The sequence below is a fragment of the Shewanella psychrophila genome (assembly GCF_002005305.1).
GTDB classification, from domain to species: Bacteria; Pseudomonadota; Gammaproteobacteria; order Enterobacterales; family Shewanellaceae; genus Shewanella; species Shewanella psychrophila.
On the sequence record NZ_CP014782.1, the window covers coordinates 1,182,362 to 1,199,799 of the forward strand.

Sequence of the window (17,438 nt, forward strand, 5' to 3'; positions counted from 1 at the left end):
AGAGATTTATGACGCAACAGACAATGTATTCAACAGGAGCTTCCACACTGGAAGTGAATAAGCTTCTAAAAAACACTTACATGCTACTTTCAATGACATTAGCTTTCTCTGCCGTGTGTGCAGGATTAGCCATGGCATTGGCCATTAGCCCCATGATGTCACTCGGACTATCGATTGGTAGCTTAGTCTTGTTATTTGTCACATTGAGAAAAGCAGACACAGGTGCTGGCCTTTTTTGGGTATTTGCCTTTACCGGTATGCAGGGTGCTTCTCTTGGGTACATCCTAAATCATTACGCGGGCATGGCAAACGGTCCTCAGTTGATCATGCAGGCATTAGGCTTAACTTCAGTGGTTTTTATCACTCTTTCTGGATACGCCATTACCACTAAGAAAGATTTCTCTTTCATACGTGGTTTCTTGATTGCCGGCCTTGTTATTGCCATCGTAGCGGGTATAGCGAATATCTTCATCGGGAGCGGTGTGGTATTTATGGCGCTGAATGCAGGTATTGCATTACTGATGACAGGCTTCATCCTTTATGATACTAGCCGTATCGTAAACGGTGGTGAAACGAACTACATACGTGCCACTGTCGCCTTGTACCTGGATTTCATCAACCTGTTCATTGCCCTTCTTCATCTAATGGGCATTGGTGGCAGCGACGATTAATCACAACTGACGATGTATTTCCCCTCGAGGAAATAACACGTTTCAGTTTGCGTTAATACGTTATAATGGCCCCATAATGGGGCTATTTTTTTGCCTTTCTTAAAGTAATCATCATAGTCACAGCTATTGTTAAGTATAACCATGAGCAAATTTATCATTCAGGTCAATGGCGCAGCTTATTCGAGTTCAGCCAGTTATAACGCCTACCAATTTTCAAGAGCAGCCCTCGAATCGGGTCACGAAATCGTTCGTGTCTTCTTCTATCAAGATGGCGTCTTCAATACAAGTAGCCTCAATAGCCCAGCATCGGACGAGTTTGATCTGACGCGCGCTTGGATTGAGTTATCAGAAAAATATCGCCTCGAGTTAGTTAACTGTGTTTCTGCCGCGTTAAGACGAGGCATCATTTCTGAGACTGAAGCCAAAGAAAATCAGGCTTCCCATTGGAATATGCATGCCCCCTTCACTATGGGTGGCCTGGGTGAATTAGTCACAGGGTTAGAAAGCGCTGACCGATTGGTGAGTTTTTAATGAAAAAGCTAATGATTATTTTTCGTCGTGCCCCTCACGGTACACCTCATGGCAGAGAAGCCTTAGATCTCGCCTTACTCAGTGCCAGTTTCGAGCAAGAAGTCAGCTTAATTTTTGTCGATGAAGGTGTACTCCATCTGCTCCCGGAGCAGCAACCTGAATATGCCGGAGCAAAAGACTATATCGCGACATTCGGAGCACTAGCGCTATACGATATCGAAACCGTGTTGGCTTGTCAGAGCTCGCTAGAGCGCTTCGGGCTGGTCAATAGTGAGTTAACCATCTCGGTTGAAAAGGTCACGAGTCAGAACATAACAGCCCAGTTACAGGTAGCAGACGAGGTTTTAGTTTTCTAATGATCTTACACCATATACAAACTTCACCGAATCAAGACAATGCATTAAGCTGTGCCCTTAACTATGGCGGTCAAACTGACAGTTTTTTACTCTCAGGCAATGGCGTTTATGCCACCTTAGAAGCTAAATGGAAAGTTGCGCTGCAAGGTAGGCAGGTTTTCTTGCTAAAAAGCGACGTAGAGGCTCGTGGACTCACTCTGCAACTCAGTGACTACACATGTATCGATCATAAAGAATTTGTACAACAAGCGTTAATTCATAAAAAGGTGATCACCTGGTGAACCACATAGATTATCAAGACAAAAAAATAGAGACAGACCCTCAAGGATACCTTAAGCAGGTCAGTGATTGGAATGAAGAGATTGCCAAGATTATCGCCCAGGATGAGGATATTGAGCTCACCACTGCACACTGGGAAGTGATCTTTTTCGTACGCGACTTCTACTTAGAGTTTAAGACCAGTCCAGCGATTCGAGTATTGGTCAAGGCCATCGGCCAAAAGCTAGGCGCTGATAAAGGTAACTCCAAATACCTGTACACCCTATTTCCGATTGGACCGGCGAAACAAGCGACTAAGATAGCGGGTCTGCCAAAACCAGCAAAGTGTATATAATACCAATAGGTATAATCTGATTACCCCCTTGAACAAGCATTTTTTCTCACAAAAAACCTCTATCGAGCTGATGTTGCTCAATAGAGGTTTCAAATGAAGTTAGATAATATTCTTTAGAATAATTAATGCGGCTTCGCCAAATGTCGCAAACATGATCACGCCAAATGCACAGATGATCACCACATAGCTAAGCCACTGAAAGTAGCGCCTACCACTATCCATTTGCTATTCCTGCTTTGTTTTGTTCTTTTGATTTTTAAAACAGTATTGATTAATACCAATGGGTATCACTCACTGCCACCAAGTCCCATAAGCGCTAAGTGGCGTGAGTTAAATCATAGCTAATATTAGCCTATTTTTTCGAGTCCATTCATATACGGACGCAACACTTCTGGCACTGTGATACTGCCGTCTGCATTCTGATAGTTTTCAAGCACTGCGACTAAAGTACGACCAACTGCGAGTCCAGAGCCATTTAAGGTATGCAATAATGCAGGTTTCTTAGCTGACTTTGCCTTGTAACGAGCTTGCATACGACGGGCCTGAAAATCTTGCATATTGCTACAAGATGAAATCTCTCTATAGGTATTCTGAGCCGGCAACCAGACTTCGATGTCATAGGTCTTGCTCGCGCCAAAGCCCATATCACCGGTACAAAGAATAACGGTGCGGTATGGAAGATCCAACTTCTGCAGCACAGTCTCGGCATGACCCGTTAATGCATCTAGCGCAGCCATCGAATCTTCAGGCTTGACCAGCTGAACTAGCTCGACTTTATCAAATTGGTGCTGACGAATAAGACCACGAGTATCACGGCCATATGAGCCTGCCTCACTTCTGAAACAAGGCGTATGAGCGGTGAACTTAAGCGGCAGCTCATCTTCATCTATGATGGTATCACGAGCGATATTGGTCAATGGAACTTCAGCCGTTGGGATAAGGCTAAGACCCTGGCCTTCTTCTGTAGCAGGTTGAGTGTGGAATAGGTCTTCACCAAATTTCGGTAACTGCCCCGTACCTAACAAGCTGTCTTCGTTAACCAGTAAAGGGACATAAGTCTCTGTATAACCGTGTTCATCTGTGTGTAAATCTAACATGAACTGAGCCAGTGCACGATGCATACGAGCAATCTGACCTTTCATGATGATGAAACGAGAACCGGTTAATTTAACCGCATTCTTGAAATCTAAGCCACCGAGTGCCTCACCAAGATCCACATGATCTTTGACTTCAAAATTGAATTCTTTAGGTGTACCCCAGCGACGAATTTCGACGTTCTCACTCTCGTCTGCGCCCAAAGGGGCTGACTCGTCGGGTAAATTAGGCACGCTCATTGCGATGGCGCTAAGTTCTGCTAATAGTCCTGATAACTCAGATTTTTTTGCATCCAATTCAGCACCAAGATCGCCCACTTTAGCCATGATAGGCGCAACATCTTCACCCTTTGCTTTCGCCTGACCGATTGATTTCGAGATAGCGTTACGGGACGCTTGCAGTTCTTCGGTAGCCATTTGCAATGACTTACGCTTTTCCTCTAACTTACTGAGACGGTCAACATCCAGAATAAAACCTCGGGTGGCCAAACGCTCAGCCGTGACTTCTAATTCGTTACGCAAAAATTTTGGATCTAACATGTTTTATATTCTTAATAGTTAAATGCGAGAAAAAACCAACTGCTGTCCCAAATAGACCATGAATATACACAGGCAAAGGTTCAGAGTGATATTAAAAAATGCCTTTAACCAAGCCCCACTCTGAATGAGTAACAGAGTTTCGTTGGAAAAAGTTGAAAATGTGGTGAGTGCGCCTAACAGACCTACACCAACCATAGCTTTAATTTCAGGACTGACTTCACTGACCTCGCCCAAAGCATAAATAATGCCCATCATAAAGGAGCCCAGGATATTGACTAACAGTGTACCAAAAGGAAATGCAGAGCCAAATAGCTGAACCATGAAAATTGAGATCAGATAACGAAAAACTGCACCAATCGATCCCCCCAGGGCAACAAATAGAATATTATTCATACCGTTTAACCTCACTGTCTTTATCGAGCTGAGCAAGATGCTCTAATTTGGCCTTGATCCGCTTCTCGAAGCCATGTTCTGTTGGGTAATAAAATCGGCTCTGAGCTAACCTTTGAGGAAAATAATTCTCCCCACTGGCATAGGCGTTAGGTTCATCATGGGCATAGCGGTAACCTTCACCATAACCAAGATCTTGCATTAACTGAGTCGGTGCGTTACGTAGATGCTCAGGTACTGCATCTTGACCCGTTTCTCGCGCCAGTTGACGGGCGGCCTTGAACGCAGTATACACAGCGTTACTCTTGGGCGCACTGGCGAGATAGACGATGGCTTGTGCTAACGCGCGCTCACCTTCTGAAGGGCCAACTCGATGAAAACATTCCCATGCGTTAAGTGCAACAGTCATGGCGACTGGATCGGCATTGCCTATATCTTCAGAAGCTATGGCAAGTAGCCTACGTGCAATATACAGAGGATCGCAGCCCCCTTCTAGCATTCGACAGAACCAGTAAAGCGCAGCATCGGGTGCAGAACCTCGAATCGATTTATGTACTGCAGAGATGAGATCGTAGAACTGATCGCCATTCTTATCGAACCCCGCGAGCTGTTGACCGGCAACTTCGATGATCATCTGTTCGGTGAATGACTCACCATCGGCAATCATGTCACTCATCAATTCAATTAAGTTAAGGGCTTTACGAGCATCACCATCACATACATTGGCCAGTTTTTCGGCCACAGGATCTGGTATGTTAAGCTGCCTTTTACCCAGACCACGCTCATCATCCGTTAATGCCTGTCTGACAATTTGAATTATCTCATCATTAGTCAGTCTCTTAATCAGATAGACCCGCGCTCGGGATAACAGAGCATTATTGATTTCAAATGAGGGGTTTTCTGTGGTCGCGCCGATAAAAATGACCGTTCCATCTTCGATAAACGGTAAAAAAGCATCTTGCTGACTCTTATTAAACCTGTGTACTTCATCGACAAAGAGTAAGGTTCTTTGACCACGAGACTCTGCGACATTTTTAGCATGTTCTATCGCCGTGCGGATCTCCTTCACGCCGGAAGTGACCGCTGAAATACGTTCAACATGGGCATTGGCATAATGGGCTACGAGCTCGGCCAGCGTCGTTTTTCCCGTCCCCGGCGGCCCCCAGAACAACATCGAATGAGCCCGTCCGGCTTCGAGAGCTGTTCGAAGCGGCTTGCCCTCACCTAGCAGGTGAGATTGACCTATATATTGTTCCAGCACTTCGGGCCGCATACGTGCGGCCAAAGGTCTGAAATCCGGGGCGAAATCGAAACTAAAACTAGACACTTATCTCTCTTAGCTGTTAATTAACGGCATTTAAGCGTTGATCGTCAATATCAACATCATCAGGCAGGGTAAACTTAAATAATGACTTCTCTGCATCAGTGATGGGAGTCTGATCAGATAACTCAAATGAACTGACATTGCCCTGCTGATCTTCTAGCACCATCTGAGTCAAGGTCTTGTCTTTAAAACAGACCTTGACCGACTCGACACCGGCATCGACACTCTTAGGTTTTATATCGAAACATTCGCCTTTCAGGCTCACTGAATACTGCGCCCAAGTTGCTTCATCTCTATGAACGAGCAGAGCGATGGGCGACGCCGTGATCGCTTGATTAAGATCCATCACAGAGACCTGCTCGGCAAATGGGTTATAGATCCACACATCGGTACCATCAGCGACAATCAGCGACTCGTCAGGTTCAGTAAGATGCCAGTAAAACTGATTCGGGTAAGCTAAAGCAAACACGCCATTGCCTTTTTGAATCTGTTTATTATTAATGTCTGTCACGACTTGACTGAAGTTTGCTTTAAGTGTCGCCACTTGTTCTAATTTGGCTCTCAATGCGGGCGATTCATCGGCAACGGCAAACTGTGATGCCATCAAGGGCAGTGCCATTGCCAATAAAGTTATACTTTTTCTCATGATCTTTCCTTCTAACAAATTCTGTTCTCACCTTCGGTCAAAGTTTACAACTTCACTGACCAAAGACTCACTAATAGGTTTTAGGCGGAGGTGGCGCCAGTACTTCTCGATTACCGTTATGTCCCTGAGAGCTGACCACTCCTTGAGATTCCATATGTTCAATGATCCGCGCTGCGCGATTGTAACCTATCTTAAATTTACGCTGTACACTCGAAATAGACCCTCTGCGTGTTTCGGTAACGAAGGCAACAGCCTCATCATAGAGTGCATCGGTATCATCATCTGATTCACTGGTCTCACCTGGCAGCAACACCTGCTCTCCTTCGGTGGAACCATTAATAATTTCATCAATATATTGCGGCTTGCCTCGGCTATGCCAATCTGCAACAACCGCGTGAACTTCATGATCATCAATAAAGGCACCATGCACTCGAATGGGTACACTGGTACCAGGAGGAAGGTATAACATGTCACCCATACCCAATAAGGTTTCCGCACCCTGTTGATCTAAAATGGTACGAGAATCTATTCGACTAGACACCTGGAACGCCATTCGCGTTGGTATGTTTGCCTTAATAAGTCCGGTTATCACGTCCACCGAAGGTCTCTGTGTGGCGAGAATCAAATGGATCCCTGCGGCGCGGGCCTTCTGTGCAATACGTGCAATTAACTCCTCAACCTTCTTACCCACAATCATCATCATGTCGGCAAATTCATCAACGATGACCACGATTGAAGGTAACTTTTCTAGCTCTGGAGCCTCTGGTTCCATGCTATCCGATGATTTCCATAAAGGATCAAATAGCGGAGCTCCCGTCGCTTTTGCATGTTTAATTTTTGCGTTATAGCCTTTAAGATTTCGTACACCTAAGGCAGACATCAGCTTATATCGGCGCTCCATCTCACCGACACACCAACGCAAGGAGTTAGCCGCTTCTTTCATGTCGGTAACGACTTCACACAACAAATGCGGAATACCTTCGTAAACTGAAAGCTCCAACATTTTAGGATCGATCATGATAAAGCGTACATCATCCGGGCCAGACTTATACAGCAAACTCGTGATCATCACGTTAACGCCGACAGATTTACCAGAACCTGTCGTACCAGCAACCAGCAAGTGAGGCATCTTGCCTAGATCTACGACCACAGGATCACCGGCGATATCTTGACCAAGCACCATACTCAGGTGTGACTCATTTTCCGAAAACTCTTTACTGTCGAGCACATCCCGCATGAATACGGTTTCGCGGAACTTATTAGGCAATTCAAGCCCGACATAGGCTTTCCCTGGAATAACTTCAACGACTCGAACACTCTCAGCCAGTAACGAACGAGCCAAATCTTTCGATAAATTGGTGATTTTAGAGGCTTTAACACCCGGCGCCAAATCTAGTTCGAAGCGTGTAACCACGGGACCGGGAAAGATGCCTATCACTTTGGCGACAATATTAAAATCGGCAAGCTTAACCTCAACCAAGGCGCCGACCTGTTCTAATTCTTCACGACTAATGGGATTCGTCTTCCTATTGGGCACATCGAGTAATGTAATACACGGTAGCGGCGTCACAGGCTTCTTGGCTTGTTCTACATCTTGACCCGGTAGGACCACGATACCATCGACGATTTTTGCCGACTCTTGTACTTGGCTTTTTGCGCTACCTTGTTCTTGACGTTGAGCTTGATTAACTGCGCCAGTGGATGCCTTAGTACCGAAATCGATAGTATCATCAGTATTTGCGTCTGCACTTGGCATTTCAATGACACCCTCGGCTTCCATGCTTGGAAGCTGTGTCCTTGCTTCAAACTTAGTTTCCTGGATGTCATTACTGGCCTGTTCTAAATCTTTATAATCAAAGCCATCCTGAGCCTCGCTATTATCATGCCACTCTACACGCTCAGCTCTCAGGGCACGCTTTTCTTTAAACTTATCGAACACAGACATAAAGCCTCGAGTGTCTTCAGTCTCAGAAGTTCGGCTTTTAACGCGCTCGGGTAATCCACGTAATAGATTAAAAATCCAGATGGCACCGTGTCCGGTAAGATCGATAACCGTTAGCCAGCTGATCCCCGTTAAGAGTGTAAAGCCTGCACCAACGAAGCAGAGTAACAAGAGTGTCGTGCCTAGCTGATTAAAATAAGGCAACATGGCATCACGGATCACATCACCCGATACACCACCGGCAGAGAAATCATAGATATCATTGACATTCATGCTGCCTAAAGCCGCTAAGCTGAATACGATCAACAAAAAGCCAATAAGCCTGAGTCCCACAGAGAAATAATCTATTTCTAATAACTTATGGGTACGTTTAAATAGCAGCCAGCCCGTTAATGCCACGATAATAGGAATAATGTAGGCGGTATATCCGAAAAAATAGAACAAGACATCGGCCATCCAGGCACCTACTGCACCAGTGACATTCTGAATATCACCCTCGAAATTTGACTGACTCCAGCCAGGATCTGAAGAGTCAAAACTACTGAGTGATAGAAGTATATATGTTGCCAGCATGCAGCATAGGATGAGGCTCCCCTCTAAAAGACGCTGCACTCCGCTGAGCGTTTTAACACTATTTCCCTTAGCCAAATGAAAACCCATAAAAAGATGAAGACAGGTGAGCTTAAGATACCAAATATGACAGGGGTTTGCAGCGATTTAGCCTAGTTATAGGCATTATCTTTATGATAATTAATGATAGTGCGCATTTTTCGCTCAAAATAAAAAAGGAGCCATACTTGGCTCCTTTTGGGTACGTTACTCACCGAGTCTATAAAGTTTCGGCTGTAACGTTGATTGCAACTTTATTGGTTTGCTTAACTTCTTCCATCACAACGTAAGTACGAGTGTCAGAAACCGAGGGCAACTTGAGTAAAGTTTCACCTAATAAGCGTCGATAAGCCGACATATCTGATACACGTGTTTTCAACAAGTAGTCGAAATCGCCAGACACTAGATGACATTCTTGAATGTCGTCCAACAACTGAACTGCACGATTAAATTTATCAAATACTTCGGAACTATCACGATTCAGTGTAATTTCCACAAACACCAGCAATGAAGCACCCAAGAAATGGGGATTCACTAATGCAGTATATCCATTGATATACCCCTGCTTCTCAAGTCTTTTAACTCTCTCAAGGCAAGGTGTGGGGCTTAAACCTACTCGTTTAGACAGTTCAACATTAGAAATGCGTCCATCTGTCTGTAACTCATTAAGTATGTTTCGATCTATACGATCTAAGTCTTTTATAGGACTTTTTTTATTATTAAGCATATTTTTAACCTTGCTTTATCACTAAAACAACATTTATCACTACGTATGTCAAAAGTTCAGCAGCATAAACTACTGAAGTAATACTATACTAGATTTCCCTGAAACAATCACGTTCAGGACACGACAAATAACAATTAAACCCATAAAACATGGGTTTTTATGCAGATTGAGGCTCGAAGATGATAATTGGTGTACCTAAAGAAATCAAAAACCACGAGTATCGTGTTGGTATGGTCCCTTCAAGTGTACGTGAATTGACTATTAAAGGTCATGAGGTATTCATTGAAACTAACGCTGGAAACGGAATTGGTTTTACAGATCAAGATTATATCGATGTTGGGGCATCTATATTAGGCACTGCTGCCGAAGTGTTTGCCAAGTCAGAAATGATCGTAAAAGTGAAAGAACCACAAGCAGTAGAACGTGCGATGTTGCGTGAAGATCAACTGTTATTCACTTACTTACATCTGGCACCAGATCTCCCACAAACTGAAGACTTAATCAAAAGTGGATCAGTTTGTATCGCCTATGAAACAGTCACCGATGACCGGGGCACCCTTCCCCTACTTGCACCTATGTCAGAAGTCGCAGGTCGTATGTCTATCCAAGCCGGTGCTATGGCCTTGGAAAAATCTATGGGTGGACGTGGCATGCTACTTGGCGGCGTACCTGGTGTTGAACCAGCTAAAGTCGTCATCATAGGTGGTGGCATGGTGGGGACTAACGCGGCTCAAATGGCTGTAGGACTTGGCGCCGATGTCGTTATCTTAGACCGCAGCATAGATGCATTACGTCGTCTTAATGCTCAGTTTGATAATCGCGTTAAGGCCATCTATTCTACTGCCGATGCCATCGAAAAGCATGTATTGGAAGCCGATCTTGTGATTGGTGGTGTACTGGTTCCTGGCGCGGCGGCGCCTAAGCTTGTGACTAAAGAACATATCGCTAAAATGAAGCCTGGCTCTGCAATCGTCGATGTTGCCATCGATCAAGGTGGTTGTATTGAGACATCACATGCAACCACACACCAAGACCCAACTTATATCGTCGATGATGTGGTTCATTACTGTGTGGCTAACATGCCCGGCGCTGTTGCACGTACTTCAACGTTTGCACTTAATAATGCCACATTGCCGTACATCATTAAGCTTGCCAATCTTGGTTATAGAAAAGCTCTACTCCAGGATAAGCATCTCCTTAATGGCCTAAACGTCATGCACGGTAAGATCACCTGTAAAGAAGTAGCCGAAGCATTAAACTTAGAGTTCGTCGAGCCAAAGATCTTACTCAGCTAATCAATTGAGTGAGTTTGTGTTACTAAAGGGAGCCTAGGCTCCCTTTTTTCGATTAGAACAATCTAAAAGAATCGTCAGACAAGACTTTACCCCATGTAGGAAATTCCATACAATCGCTGCAATTTGCTAAAAAGCACGGAGAAAAGAATGAGTCAAGTTAGACACTGTGAACTGTTGATTTTAGGTTCAGGCCCGGCGGGCTACACTGCTGCAGTATATGCCGCTCGCGCAAACCTGAAGCCTGTATTAATAACAGGTATACAGCAAGGTGGTCAGCTTACGACCACAACAGAAGTTGAGAATTGGCCAGGCGATGCCGACGATCTTACCGGTCCGGCATTAATGGAACGTATGCAGAAGCACGCCGAGAAATTTGATACTGAAATCATTTTTGACCATATTAATGAAGTCGATCTCAATGTTCGTCCATTCAAATTAAAGGGCGACAACGGTGAGTTCACCTGTGATGCACTCATCATCTCAACAGGTGCTTCAGCCATGTACCTTGGTTTAGACTCTGAAGAAGCCTTCAAGGGCAAAGGTGTTTCTGCCTGTGCAACCTGTGATGGTTTCTTCTACCGCAACCAAAAGGTTGCCGTTGTCGGTGGTGGCAATACCGCCGTTGAAGAGGCACTTTACCTCAGTAACATCGCCTCTGAAGTTCACCTTATTCATCGCCGAGATACATTCCGCAGTGAAAAAATCTTAACCAAGCGCCTCATGGATAAAGTTGAGAATGGAAACATTATTCTTCACTTAGACAACACATTAGATGAAGTCCTTGGTGATGAAATGGGCGTAACCGGCCTTAAGATGAAGAGCACTAAAGATGGTGCTTGCAAAGAGCTTGAATTAATGGGCGTTTTCATCGCCATTGGTCACAGCCCAAATACCGGCATGTTCGAAGGTCAATTAGAGATGAACCATGGCTACATCAAGGTGCAAAGTGGTCTCAATGGCAACGCCACTCAAGCCAGCATCGACGGTGTTTTTGCTGCAGGTGACGTGATGGATCAGCACTATCGTCAAGCTATCACTTCGGCCGGTACAGGTTGTATGGCAGCACTCGACGCCGAACGTTACTTAGATGCGCTGAAGTAACTCGCATTTTCTCACTTAGTATTTTATAAATAGTAGGCTATTGCCTACTATTTTTTTGCCTGTGTTTTGATACATCCACCATCAAGTATTCAAATCTCAGACACAAAAAAAGGACCCGAAGGTCCCCTTTTAAGATCAACTAACTAATTACTTAGCTAGAGCATCTTTTGCTTTTTCAACTAGAGTTGTGAAAACAACTTTGTCGAATACTGCAATGTCAGCTAGTATCTTACGATCGATTTCAATAGAGGCTTTTTTCAAACCATTAATGAAACGGCTGTAAGACAGACCATTTTGACGAGCTGCCGCATTGATACGTGCAATCCAAAGTTGACGGAATTGACGTTTCTTCTGACGACGGTCACGGTAAGCATATTGACCAGCTTTAGTTACTGCTTGCTTAGCAACACGGAAAGTACGAGAGCGAGCTCCGTAATAACCTTTGGCTAATTTAAGTACTTTCTTGTGACGAGCACGAGCGGTTACACCACGCTTAACTCTAGGCATTGTTCATTACTCCTTTATTAAGCGTATGGTAGTTGACGTGCAATTGCTGGCATGTCGGCTTTGCTAACTAAACATTTAGCACGTAAGTGACGTTTACGCTTAGTGCTTTTCTTGGTCAAGATGTGACGTAAATGAGCTTGCTTACGTTTAAAACCATTGGCGGTTTTCTTAAAACGCTTCGCTACACCCTTGTCAGTTTTCATTTTAGGCATTGCTAAAACTCCGCATTGGGATATTAATAAAACGCAAGGCGAACAGAGACCTTTACAGACCCCTGCTACTTTTATTTGGCCTTACTATTTCTTTTTCGGTGCGAGTACCATCACAGCTTGACGACCTTCCATTTTCGGGAAGGACTCCACCACTGCTATCTCAGTCAAATCATCTTTGATACGATTCAAAAGTTTCATACCAAGACTTTGGTGAGCCATTTCGCGACCACGAAAACGCAGCGTTACTTTCGCTTTGTCACCGTCAGTTAGAAAGCGAGTCAGGTTGCGTAGTTTTACCTGATAATCGTTTTCATCGGTACCGGGACGGAATTTAATCTCCTTCACCTGCACGATTTTCTGCTTCTTTTTTTGTTCTTTTTGAGCTTTCGCTTTATCAAAAAGGAACTTTCCATAGTCCATTATACGGCAAACCGGCGGCTCAGCGTTAGGACTAATTTCAACAAGATCGACACCAGCTTCATCAGCCAACTCTTGTGCTTCACTTATTGATACTACTCCAATAGGCTCACCTTCTAGACCGTTCAATCGTACTTCCTGCACGCCGGTGATGAGTTCGTTTATTCCATTCGGGGCCGCCTGGCGCCCTGCTGTTTTTTTGATCTTTATGACCTAATCCTCCAACAAAATGAGACTACGGAGCGAAATTTGTTTGCTGATCTTGGCGGCGAAATCTTCGATTCGCATTTTGCCTAAGTCAACACCATCTCTGGTTCGCACCGCAACTTCCTTATTTTCCATTTCTTGATCGCCTACGACCAATAAATAAGGAACACGCCTTAAGGTGTGCTCGCGTATTTTAAAGCCTATCTTCTCATTCCTCAAGTCTTTAGAGGCACGAATTCCGTTTTCTTTTAATAAATTGACTACTTCATCGACATAATCCGACTGTTTGTCGGTAATGTTCATGACAACGACTTGCATCGGCGCTAACCAAGTCGGAAATTTACCCGCATATTCTTCGATAAGAATACCCAAGAAGCGTTCAAGTGAACCTAATATCGCACGATGAATCATCACTGGCGTCTGTCGGCTGTTATCTTCGGCGACATAAGTCGCACCTAAACGACCAGGAAGTGCATAATCGAGCTGAACCGTGCCACACTGCCACGCGCGATCTAGACAATCATGCAATGTGAACTCAATCTTAGGTCCGTAGAAGGCGCCTTCTCCAGGTAAGATTTCAAATTCGATGTCATTAGCAACCAGCGCTTGCTTAAGTGCTTCTTCGGCTCTGTCCCACATTTCATCGTCACCGATACGTTGCTCAGGACGAGTCGAGAGTTTAACCACAATATTTTTAAAGCCGAATGTTTCATAAGTATCGTAAACCATCTGGATACAGGCACTGACTTCTTGCTGTACCTGATCTTCGGTACAGAAAACATGGGCATCATCTTGAGTGAAACCACGAACACGCATTAGGCCATGGAGGGAACCCGATGGTTCATTACGATGACAACAACCAAACTCAGCCATACGCAATGGCAGATCTCGATATGATTTAAGACCTTGATTAAAGATCTGTACGTGACCTGGGCAGTTCATCGGCTTAATCGCATATTCACGATTTTCAGATTTAGTGGTGAACATGGCCTCAGAATACTTATCCCAGTGGCCGGAACGCTCCCAAAGTACGCGATCCATCATGAGTGGGCCTTTCACTTCTTGATAAGTGTACTGACCTAGCTTTTGACGAATGAATTTCTCAAGTTCAAGGAACAAACTCCAACCATCATTATGCCAAAACACCATGCCAGGCGCTTCTTCTTGCATATGATACAAGTCGAGTTGCTTACCTATCTTACGATGATCGCGCTTAGCCGCTTCTTCTAAACGATTAAGGTGAACCTTAAGTGCTTTCTTATCTGCCCATGCCGTACCGTAGACACGTTGCAACATCTTATTATCTGAATTACCGCGCCAATATGCACCGGCAACACTCATCAGTTTAAAGTTTTGGCAGAATCGCATGTTCGGTACATGAGGTCCACGACACATATCAACATATTCTTCATGATGATATAACGCCGGCTGGTCATCTTTACTGATGTTCTCATCCAAGATAGCCATCTTGTATGTTTCGCCGCGCGCTTCAAATGTGTCACGGGCAACTTGCCAGCTCCCCACTCTTTTCTCAACTTTATAGTTTGTCTTTGCAAGTTGAGTCATGCGCTTCTGCAGCGCATCTATGTCTTCCTGAGTCAGCTTGTGCTCGAGATCGATATCATAATAAAAACCATTATCGATAACCGGACCGATAGCCATCTTAGCTTCAGGCCATAATTGCTTAAATGCATGGCCAAGTAGATGAGCACATGAATGGCGAAGTATCTCTACCCCCTCATCGTCCTTTGCTGTGATGATCGATAACTCAGAATCAGTGTCTATGATGTCACAAGCATCTTTAAGCTCACCGTTCACTCGACCGGCAATACAAGCTTTCGCAAGACCAGGGCCAATATCGGCGGCGACATCTAAAGTAGAGACTGGGTTAGCAAACTCACGTTTGCTTCCATCAGGAAGTGTAATAACAGGCATGAAAAATCCTTATGCAGTGGTGACCCCCACGTAGGGCCACTTGCTAATATAGAGTTAAAGTAAGAGCGCCAATGGAGTAAGCCATTACAAGAGTCTTAATCACCTTAGGCGCAAGCGGGTAATTCTACGAGATCTTTCCCCATGAGTGCAAGCTTAATACCTGAGTCGAGCCATTGATGTGAAAGTCAGCGACGCGGCGACTAATGTCATGATTTTAAAATTTTATTGTCACTTTTTCTTCATCGAAGTCATCTAGCCTAGTGCCATCTACTCTCGCGAGACAAGATCTGGAAGTTAACATGCAAAATTCATTCATACTAACGAGTGCACTACAACAAACATCAGCCTCAGGGCTAGGCCTTCAGGAAACACGCCCTGCACTCGCTCAGCTCCCGGTCACCCCGAGTGCTCTGGTGGAGGAGAATATCAATGAAGGCACTCGTTTCTCCCCGAAACTTCATCGCGATCTTATACAAGAGATTCAAACTAGCTTAGATGAACAGTTTGACCTACTGACTCCCCCATGCTACCAACAAAGCCTGTCGCCTCGTTTTATCTAACTGCATTCGTTAACAATAAATTCTGTAGACCTAACATTGCTTTTTCCCTTAGCCTTAGAGGAAGATATTACTTGGTAATTATTTTACCTCGATATTTTTCACTATATATAGAGAGATAAACATGACGCAATGGGCATTGGTAACTGGTGCAGCAAAACGAATAGGCCGTGAGATAGCAATAAAGCTGCACTCCAGTGGCTATAACATCATCATTCATTACGGCGTCTCTGCCGAGGAAGCTAAATCACTGTGCCAGAAACTCAATAAGATTAGAGAACACTCTTGTGTCACGGCACAAGCCAATCTATCTACTGAAGCTGGCATAAATACCTTAGTAGAGGCTGCGACTCAGTTCAAACTTTCGATTCTTATCAACAATGCATCAGAGTTCTACCCAACACCATTAGCCGATACGCAGTTTAAGGACAGCCAACGCTTGTTAGCCGTAAACTTACTGGCGCCCTACTTTCTAGCCCAGCGATTATTTCCTTTATTAAGTAAAAGTAATGGGGCAATCATTAACTTGCTCGATATTCACGGTCAAAAACCGCTTAAAGACCATGGCTTATATTCTATTTCTAAAGCGGCGTTACAGATGGCGACTTTATCTTTAGCCCAAGAAATGGGCCCTGGTGTCAGAGTCAATGGCATAGCGCCCGGTGCGATACTTTGGCCAGAAAACAGTCACAATGATGCTCAAGAAACTATAATTAAACAGATCCCTTTAGCTAAGTGTGGCTCACCCGCTGACATTGCAAACACGGTTCAATTTTTAGTCGACAGCCATTATATTTCTGGACAAATTATTGCTATAGATGGCGGCCGTACAGCGATTGGCTACATGGGAGCATAAAAGTATAAGACAGGAGTGTTTATGAAATTTGCCACTCAGACCATCAGTTGCCCCCACTGCGGACACCATCAACATATAGATGTTGATGGTACCTGCGGTGATCAAGATTACTATGACGATTGCCGGATCTGTTGTAATCCGATACATCTAAGGATTCATCTCGATGAGGCTCGCCATAACATTGAGCTGTATATTGATTCTGGTGACGAACAAATATACTGAACATCGACTCCCAGGAGCCGAGTTGTCGGGTCAACAGGCAGAAATAACTATGTGATACCTCTTTGTGCGAGCACACGCTCGACAGTATCGACTATGGCTTGTGTTTGACTGTCTATTTCAATATTTAACTTATCACCGACTGAAGCACGGTCTAAGTTAGTGAGTTTCAAGGTTTCCGGTATCAAATGTAACATGAAGGTATCCTTAGTCGTTTTCCCCACTGTCAAACTACAACCATTCACGCCAACAAAACCTTTGTAGAGAATGTAATTCATCCACTTTTCATCTACGTTGAGCTCAATATTAAAATGTTCCGCGGTGTTGCTAACCCCACAGATTCTCGCCTGTGTGTGTATATGGCCAGAGAGAATATGACCACCTATCTCACTACCGAATGTCAGCGACCGCTCTATGTTCATCAGTGAGCCGACTTGTAGTTCTGCGAGATTGGTCACACTCAATGTCTCTTCCATTACATCGAAAAACACCCTATCATCTGCAATTCGTGTAACCGTTAAGCAGACCCCGTTGTTCGCAACACTTGCGCCTGTTATGAGCCCTTCACGTAATTCGGGTTCCATAGCGATCTCTAGCGTATTTAAGCCATCTTTCTTATTTATCGCAACCACTTCGCACGTGGCTTGAACTATACCTGTAAACATTTTATCTCTCGTTAGTATTTAAGG

The 17,438-nt window shown here is 44.4% G+C and carries 22 protein-coding genes; 10 read left to right on the forward strand and 12 right to left on the reverse strand.

From position 1 onward, the window contains the following. Positions 1 to 8: 8 nt before the first annotated feature. The 5 genes from sps_RS05245 to sps_RS05265 all read left to right on the forward strand — a co-directional run bounded on the left by sps_RS05245 (position 9) and on the right by sps_RS05265 (position 2,171). Entirely contained in the window at positions 9 to 671 is a 663-nt protein-coding gene (locus sps_RS05245; RefSeq protein WP_077751568.1) for a Bax inhibitor-1/YccA family protein, read from the forward strand. A 141-nt stretch (positions 672 to 812) separates the two neighbouring features. Further along, entirely contained in the window at positions 813 to 1,202 is a 390-nt protein-coding gene (gene tusD, locus sps_RS05250; RefSeq protein ID WP_077751569.1) for a sulfurtransferase complex subunit TusD, read from the forward strand. Next, a complete protein-coding gene (gene tusC, locus sps_RS05255) occupies positions 1,202 to 1,558 on the forward strand; it encodes a sulfurtransferase complex subunit TusC (RefSeq protein WP_077751570.1) in 357 nt (118 codons plus the stop codon). Before tusD ends, tusC begins: the two co-directional genes overlap by 1 nt. Beyond that, positions 1,558 to 1,839 (forward strand): sulfurtransferase complex subunit TusB, encoded by a 282-nt coding sequence (gene tusB, locus sps_RS05260; RefSeq protein ID WP_077751571.1) that lies wholly within the window; start codon positions 1,558 to 1,560, stop codon positions 1,837 to 1,839. Before tusC ends, tusB begins: the two co-directional genes overlap by 1 nt. After that, positions 1,836 to 2,171 (forward strand): TusE/DsrC/DsvC family sulfur relay protein, encoded by a 336-nt coding sequence (locus tag sps_RS05265; protein WP_077751572.1) that lies wholly within the window; start codon positions 1,836 to 1,838, stop codon positions 2,169 to 2,171. Before tusB ends, sps_RS05265 begins: the two co-directional genes overlap by 4 nt. 99 nt (positions 2,172 to 2,270) lie before the next feature. Here sps_RS05265 and sps_RS29060 read toward each other — a convergent pair whose 3' ends face one another. The 7 genes from sps_RS29060 to lrp all read right to left on the reverse strand — a co-directional run bounded on the left by sps_RS29060 (position 2,271) and on the right by lrp (position 9,443). Continuing rightward, positions 2,271 to 2,393 carry a hypothetical protein gene (locus sps_RS29060; protein WP_257788642.1) on the reverse strand — a complete coding sequence of 41 codons (123 nt, stop codon included), beginning with the start codon at positions 2,391 to 2,393 and terminating at the stop codon, positions 2,271 to 2,273. A 125-nt stretch (positions 2,394 to 2,518) separates the two neighbouring features. Beyond that, a complete protein-coding gene (gene serS / locus sps_RS05270; RefSeq protein WP_077751573.1) occupies positions 2,519 to 3,805 on the reverse strand; it encodes a serine--tRNA ligase in 1,287 nt (428 codons plus the stop codon). A gap of 18 nt (positions 3,806 to 3,823) precedes the next feature. Continuing rightward, on the reverse strand, positions 3,824 to 4,198 hold the full coding sequence (gene crcB / locus sps_RS05275; RefSeq protein ID WP_077751574.1) for a fluoride efflux transporter CrcB: 375 nt from the start codon (positions 4,196 to 4,198) through the stop codon (positions 3,824 to 3,826). Next, entirely contained in the window at positions 4,191 to 5,522 is a 1,332-nt protein-coding gene (locus tag sps_RS05280) for a replication-associated recombination protein A (protein ID WP_077751575.1), read from the reverse strand. Before sps_RS05280 ends, crcB begins: the two co-directional genes overlap by 8 nt. Positions 5,523 to 5,538: 16 nt before the next feature. Next, the gene (gene lolA / locus sps_RS05285) at positions 5,539 to 6,165 is read right to left on the reverse strand and encodes an outer membrane lipoprotein periplasmic chaperone LolA (RefSeq protein ID WP_077751576.1); all 627 of its coding nucleotides are present in this window, start codon (positions 6,163 to 6,165) and stop codon (positions 5,539 to 5,541) included. A gap of 70 nt (positions 6,166 to 6,235) precedes the next feature. Then, positions 6,236 to 8,755 (reverse strand): DNA translocase FtsK, encoded by a 2,520-nt coding sequence (locus sps_RS05290; RefSeq protein ID WP_149027218.1) that lies wholly within the window; start codon positions 8,753 to 8,755, stop codon positions 6,236 to 6,238. A 181-nt stretch (positions 8,756 to 8,936) separates the two neighbouring features. Further along, positions 8,937 to 9,443: a leucine-responsive transcriptional regulator Lrp gene (gene lrp / locus sps_RS05295; RefSeq protein ID WP_077751578.1), complete on the reverse strand. Its 507-nt coding sequence runs from the start codon at positions 9,441 to 9,443 to the stop codon at positions 8,937 to 8,939. A gap of 179 nt (positions 9,444 to 9,622) precedes the next feature. Here lrp and ald point away from each other — a divergent pair, with 179 nt between their 5' ends. Beyond that, the gene (gene ald / locus sps_RS05300) at positions 9,623 to 10,738 is read left to right on the forward strand and encodes an alanine dehydrogenase (RefSeq protein ID WP_077751579.1); all 1,116 of its coding nucleotides are present in this window, start codon (positions 9,623 to 9,625) and stop codon (positions 10,736 to 10,738) included. Between the two features lie 147 nt (positions 10,739 to 10,885). Next, positions 10,886 to 11,839: a thioredoxin-disulfide reductase gene (trxB, locus tag sps_RS05305; protein ID WP_077751580.1), complete on the forward strand. Its 954-nt coding sequence runs from the start codon at positions 10,886 to 10,888 to the stop codon at positions 11,837 to 11,839. A gap of 147 nt (positions 11,840 to 11,986) precedes the next feature. Here trxB and rplT read toward each other — a convergent pair whose 3' ends face one another. From rplT to thrS, 4 genes are all read right to left on the reverse strand, one after another. Further along, positions 11,987 to 12,346 carry a 50S ribosomal protein L20 gene (gene rplT / locus sps_RS05310; RefSeq protein ID WP_077751581.1) on the reverse strand — a complete coding sequence of 120 codons (360 nt, stop codon included), beginning with the start codon at positions 12,344 to 12,346 and terminating at the stop codon, positions 11,987 to 11,989. 17 nt (positions 12,347 to 12,363) lie between these two features. Continuing rightward, complete coding sequence (gene rpmI, locus sps_RS05315; RefSeq protein ID WP_005503401.1) at positions 12,364 to 12,558, reverse strand: 50S ribosomal protein L35; 195 nt, start codon at positions 12,556 to 12,558, stop codon at positions 12,364 to 12,366. An 84-nt stretch (positions 12,559 to 12,642) separates the two neighbouring features. Then, positions 12,643 to 13,185 carry a translation initiation factor IF-3 gene (gene infC, locus sps_RS05320; protein ID WP_077751582.1) on the reverse strand — a complete coding sequence of 181 codons (543 nt, stop codon included), beginning with the start codon at positions 13,183 to 13,185 and terminating at the stop codon, positions 12,643 to 12,645. Positions 13,186 to 13,188: 3 nt separating this feature from the next. Continuing rightward, positions 13,189 to 15,117, reverse strand: a complete 1,929-nt coding sequence (thrS, locus tag sps_RS05325; RefSeq protein ID WP_077751583.1) for a threonine--tRNA ligase — start codon at positions 15,115 to 15,117, stop codon at positions 13,189 to 13,191. Positions 15,118 to 15,416: 299 nt separating this feature from the next. Here thrS and sps_RS05330 point away from each other — a divergent pair, with 299 nt between their 5' ends. From sps_RS05330 to sps_RS05340, 3 genes are all read left to right on the forward strand, one after another. Continuing rightward, positions 15,417 to 15,677: a hypothetical protein gene (locus sps_RS05330; RefSeq protein WP_077751584.1), complete on the forward strand. Its 261-nt coding sequence runs from the start codon at positions 15,417 to 15,419 to the stop codon at positions 15,675 to 15,677. Between the two features lie 121 nt (positions 15,678 to 15,798). Then, on the forward strand, positions 15,799 to 16,530 hold the full coding sequence (locus sps_RS05335; RefSeq protein ID WP_077751585.1) for a pteridine reductase: 732 nt from the start codon (positions 15,799 to 15,801) through the stop codon (positions 16,528 to 16,530). A gap of 21 nt (positions 16,531 to 16,551) precedes the next feature. Then, a complete protein-coding gene (locus sps_RS05340) occupies positions 16,552 to 16,752 on the forward strand; it encodes a CPXCG motif-containing cysteine-rich protein (RefSeq protein ID WP_077751586.1) in 201 nt (66 codons plus the stop codon). Between the two features lie 47 nt (positions 16,753 to 16,799). On the opposite strand, the gene sps_RS05345 is transcribed toward sps_RS05340, so the two are convergent. Further along, entirely contained in the window at positions 16,800 to 17,414 is a 615-nt protein-coding gene (locus sps_RS05345; protein WP_077751587.1) for a riboflavin synthase subunit alpha, read from the reverse strand. Between the last annotated feature and the right edge of the window lie 24 nt (positions 17,415 to 17,438).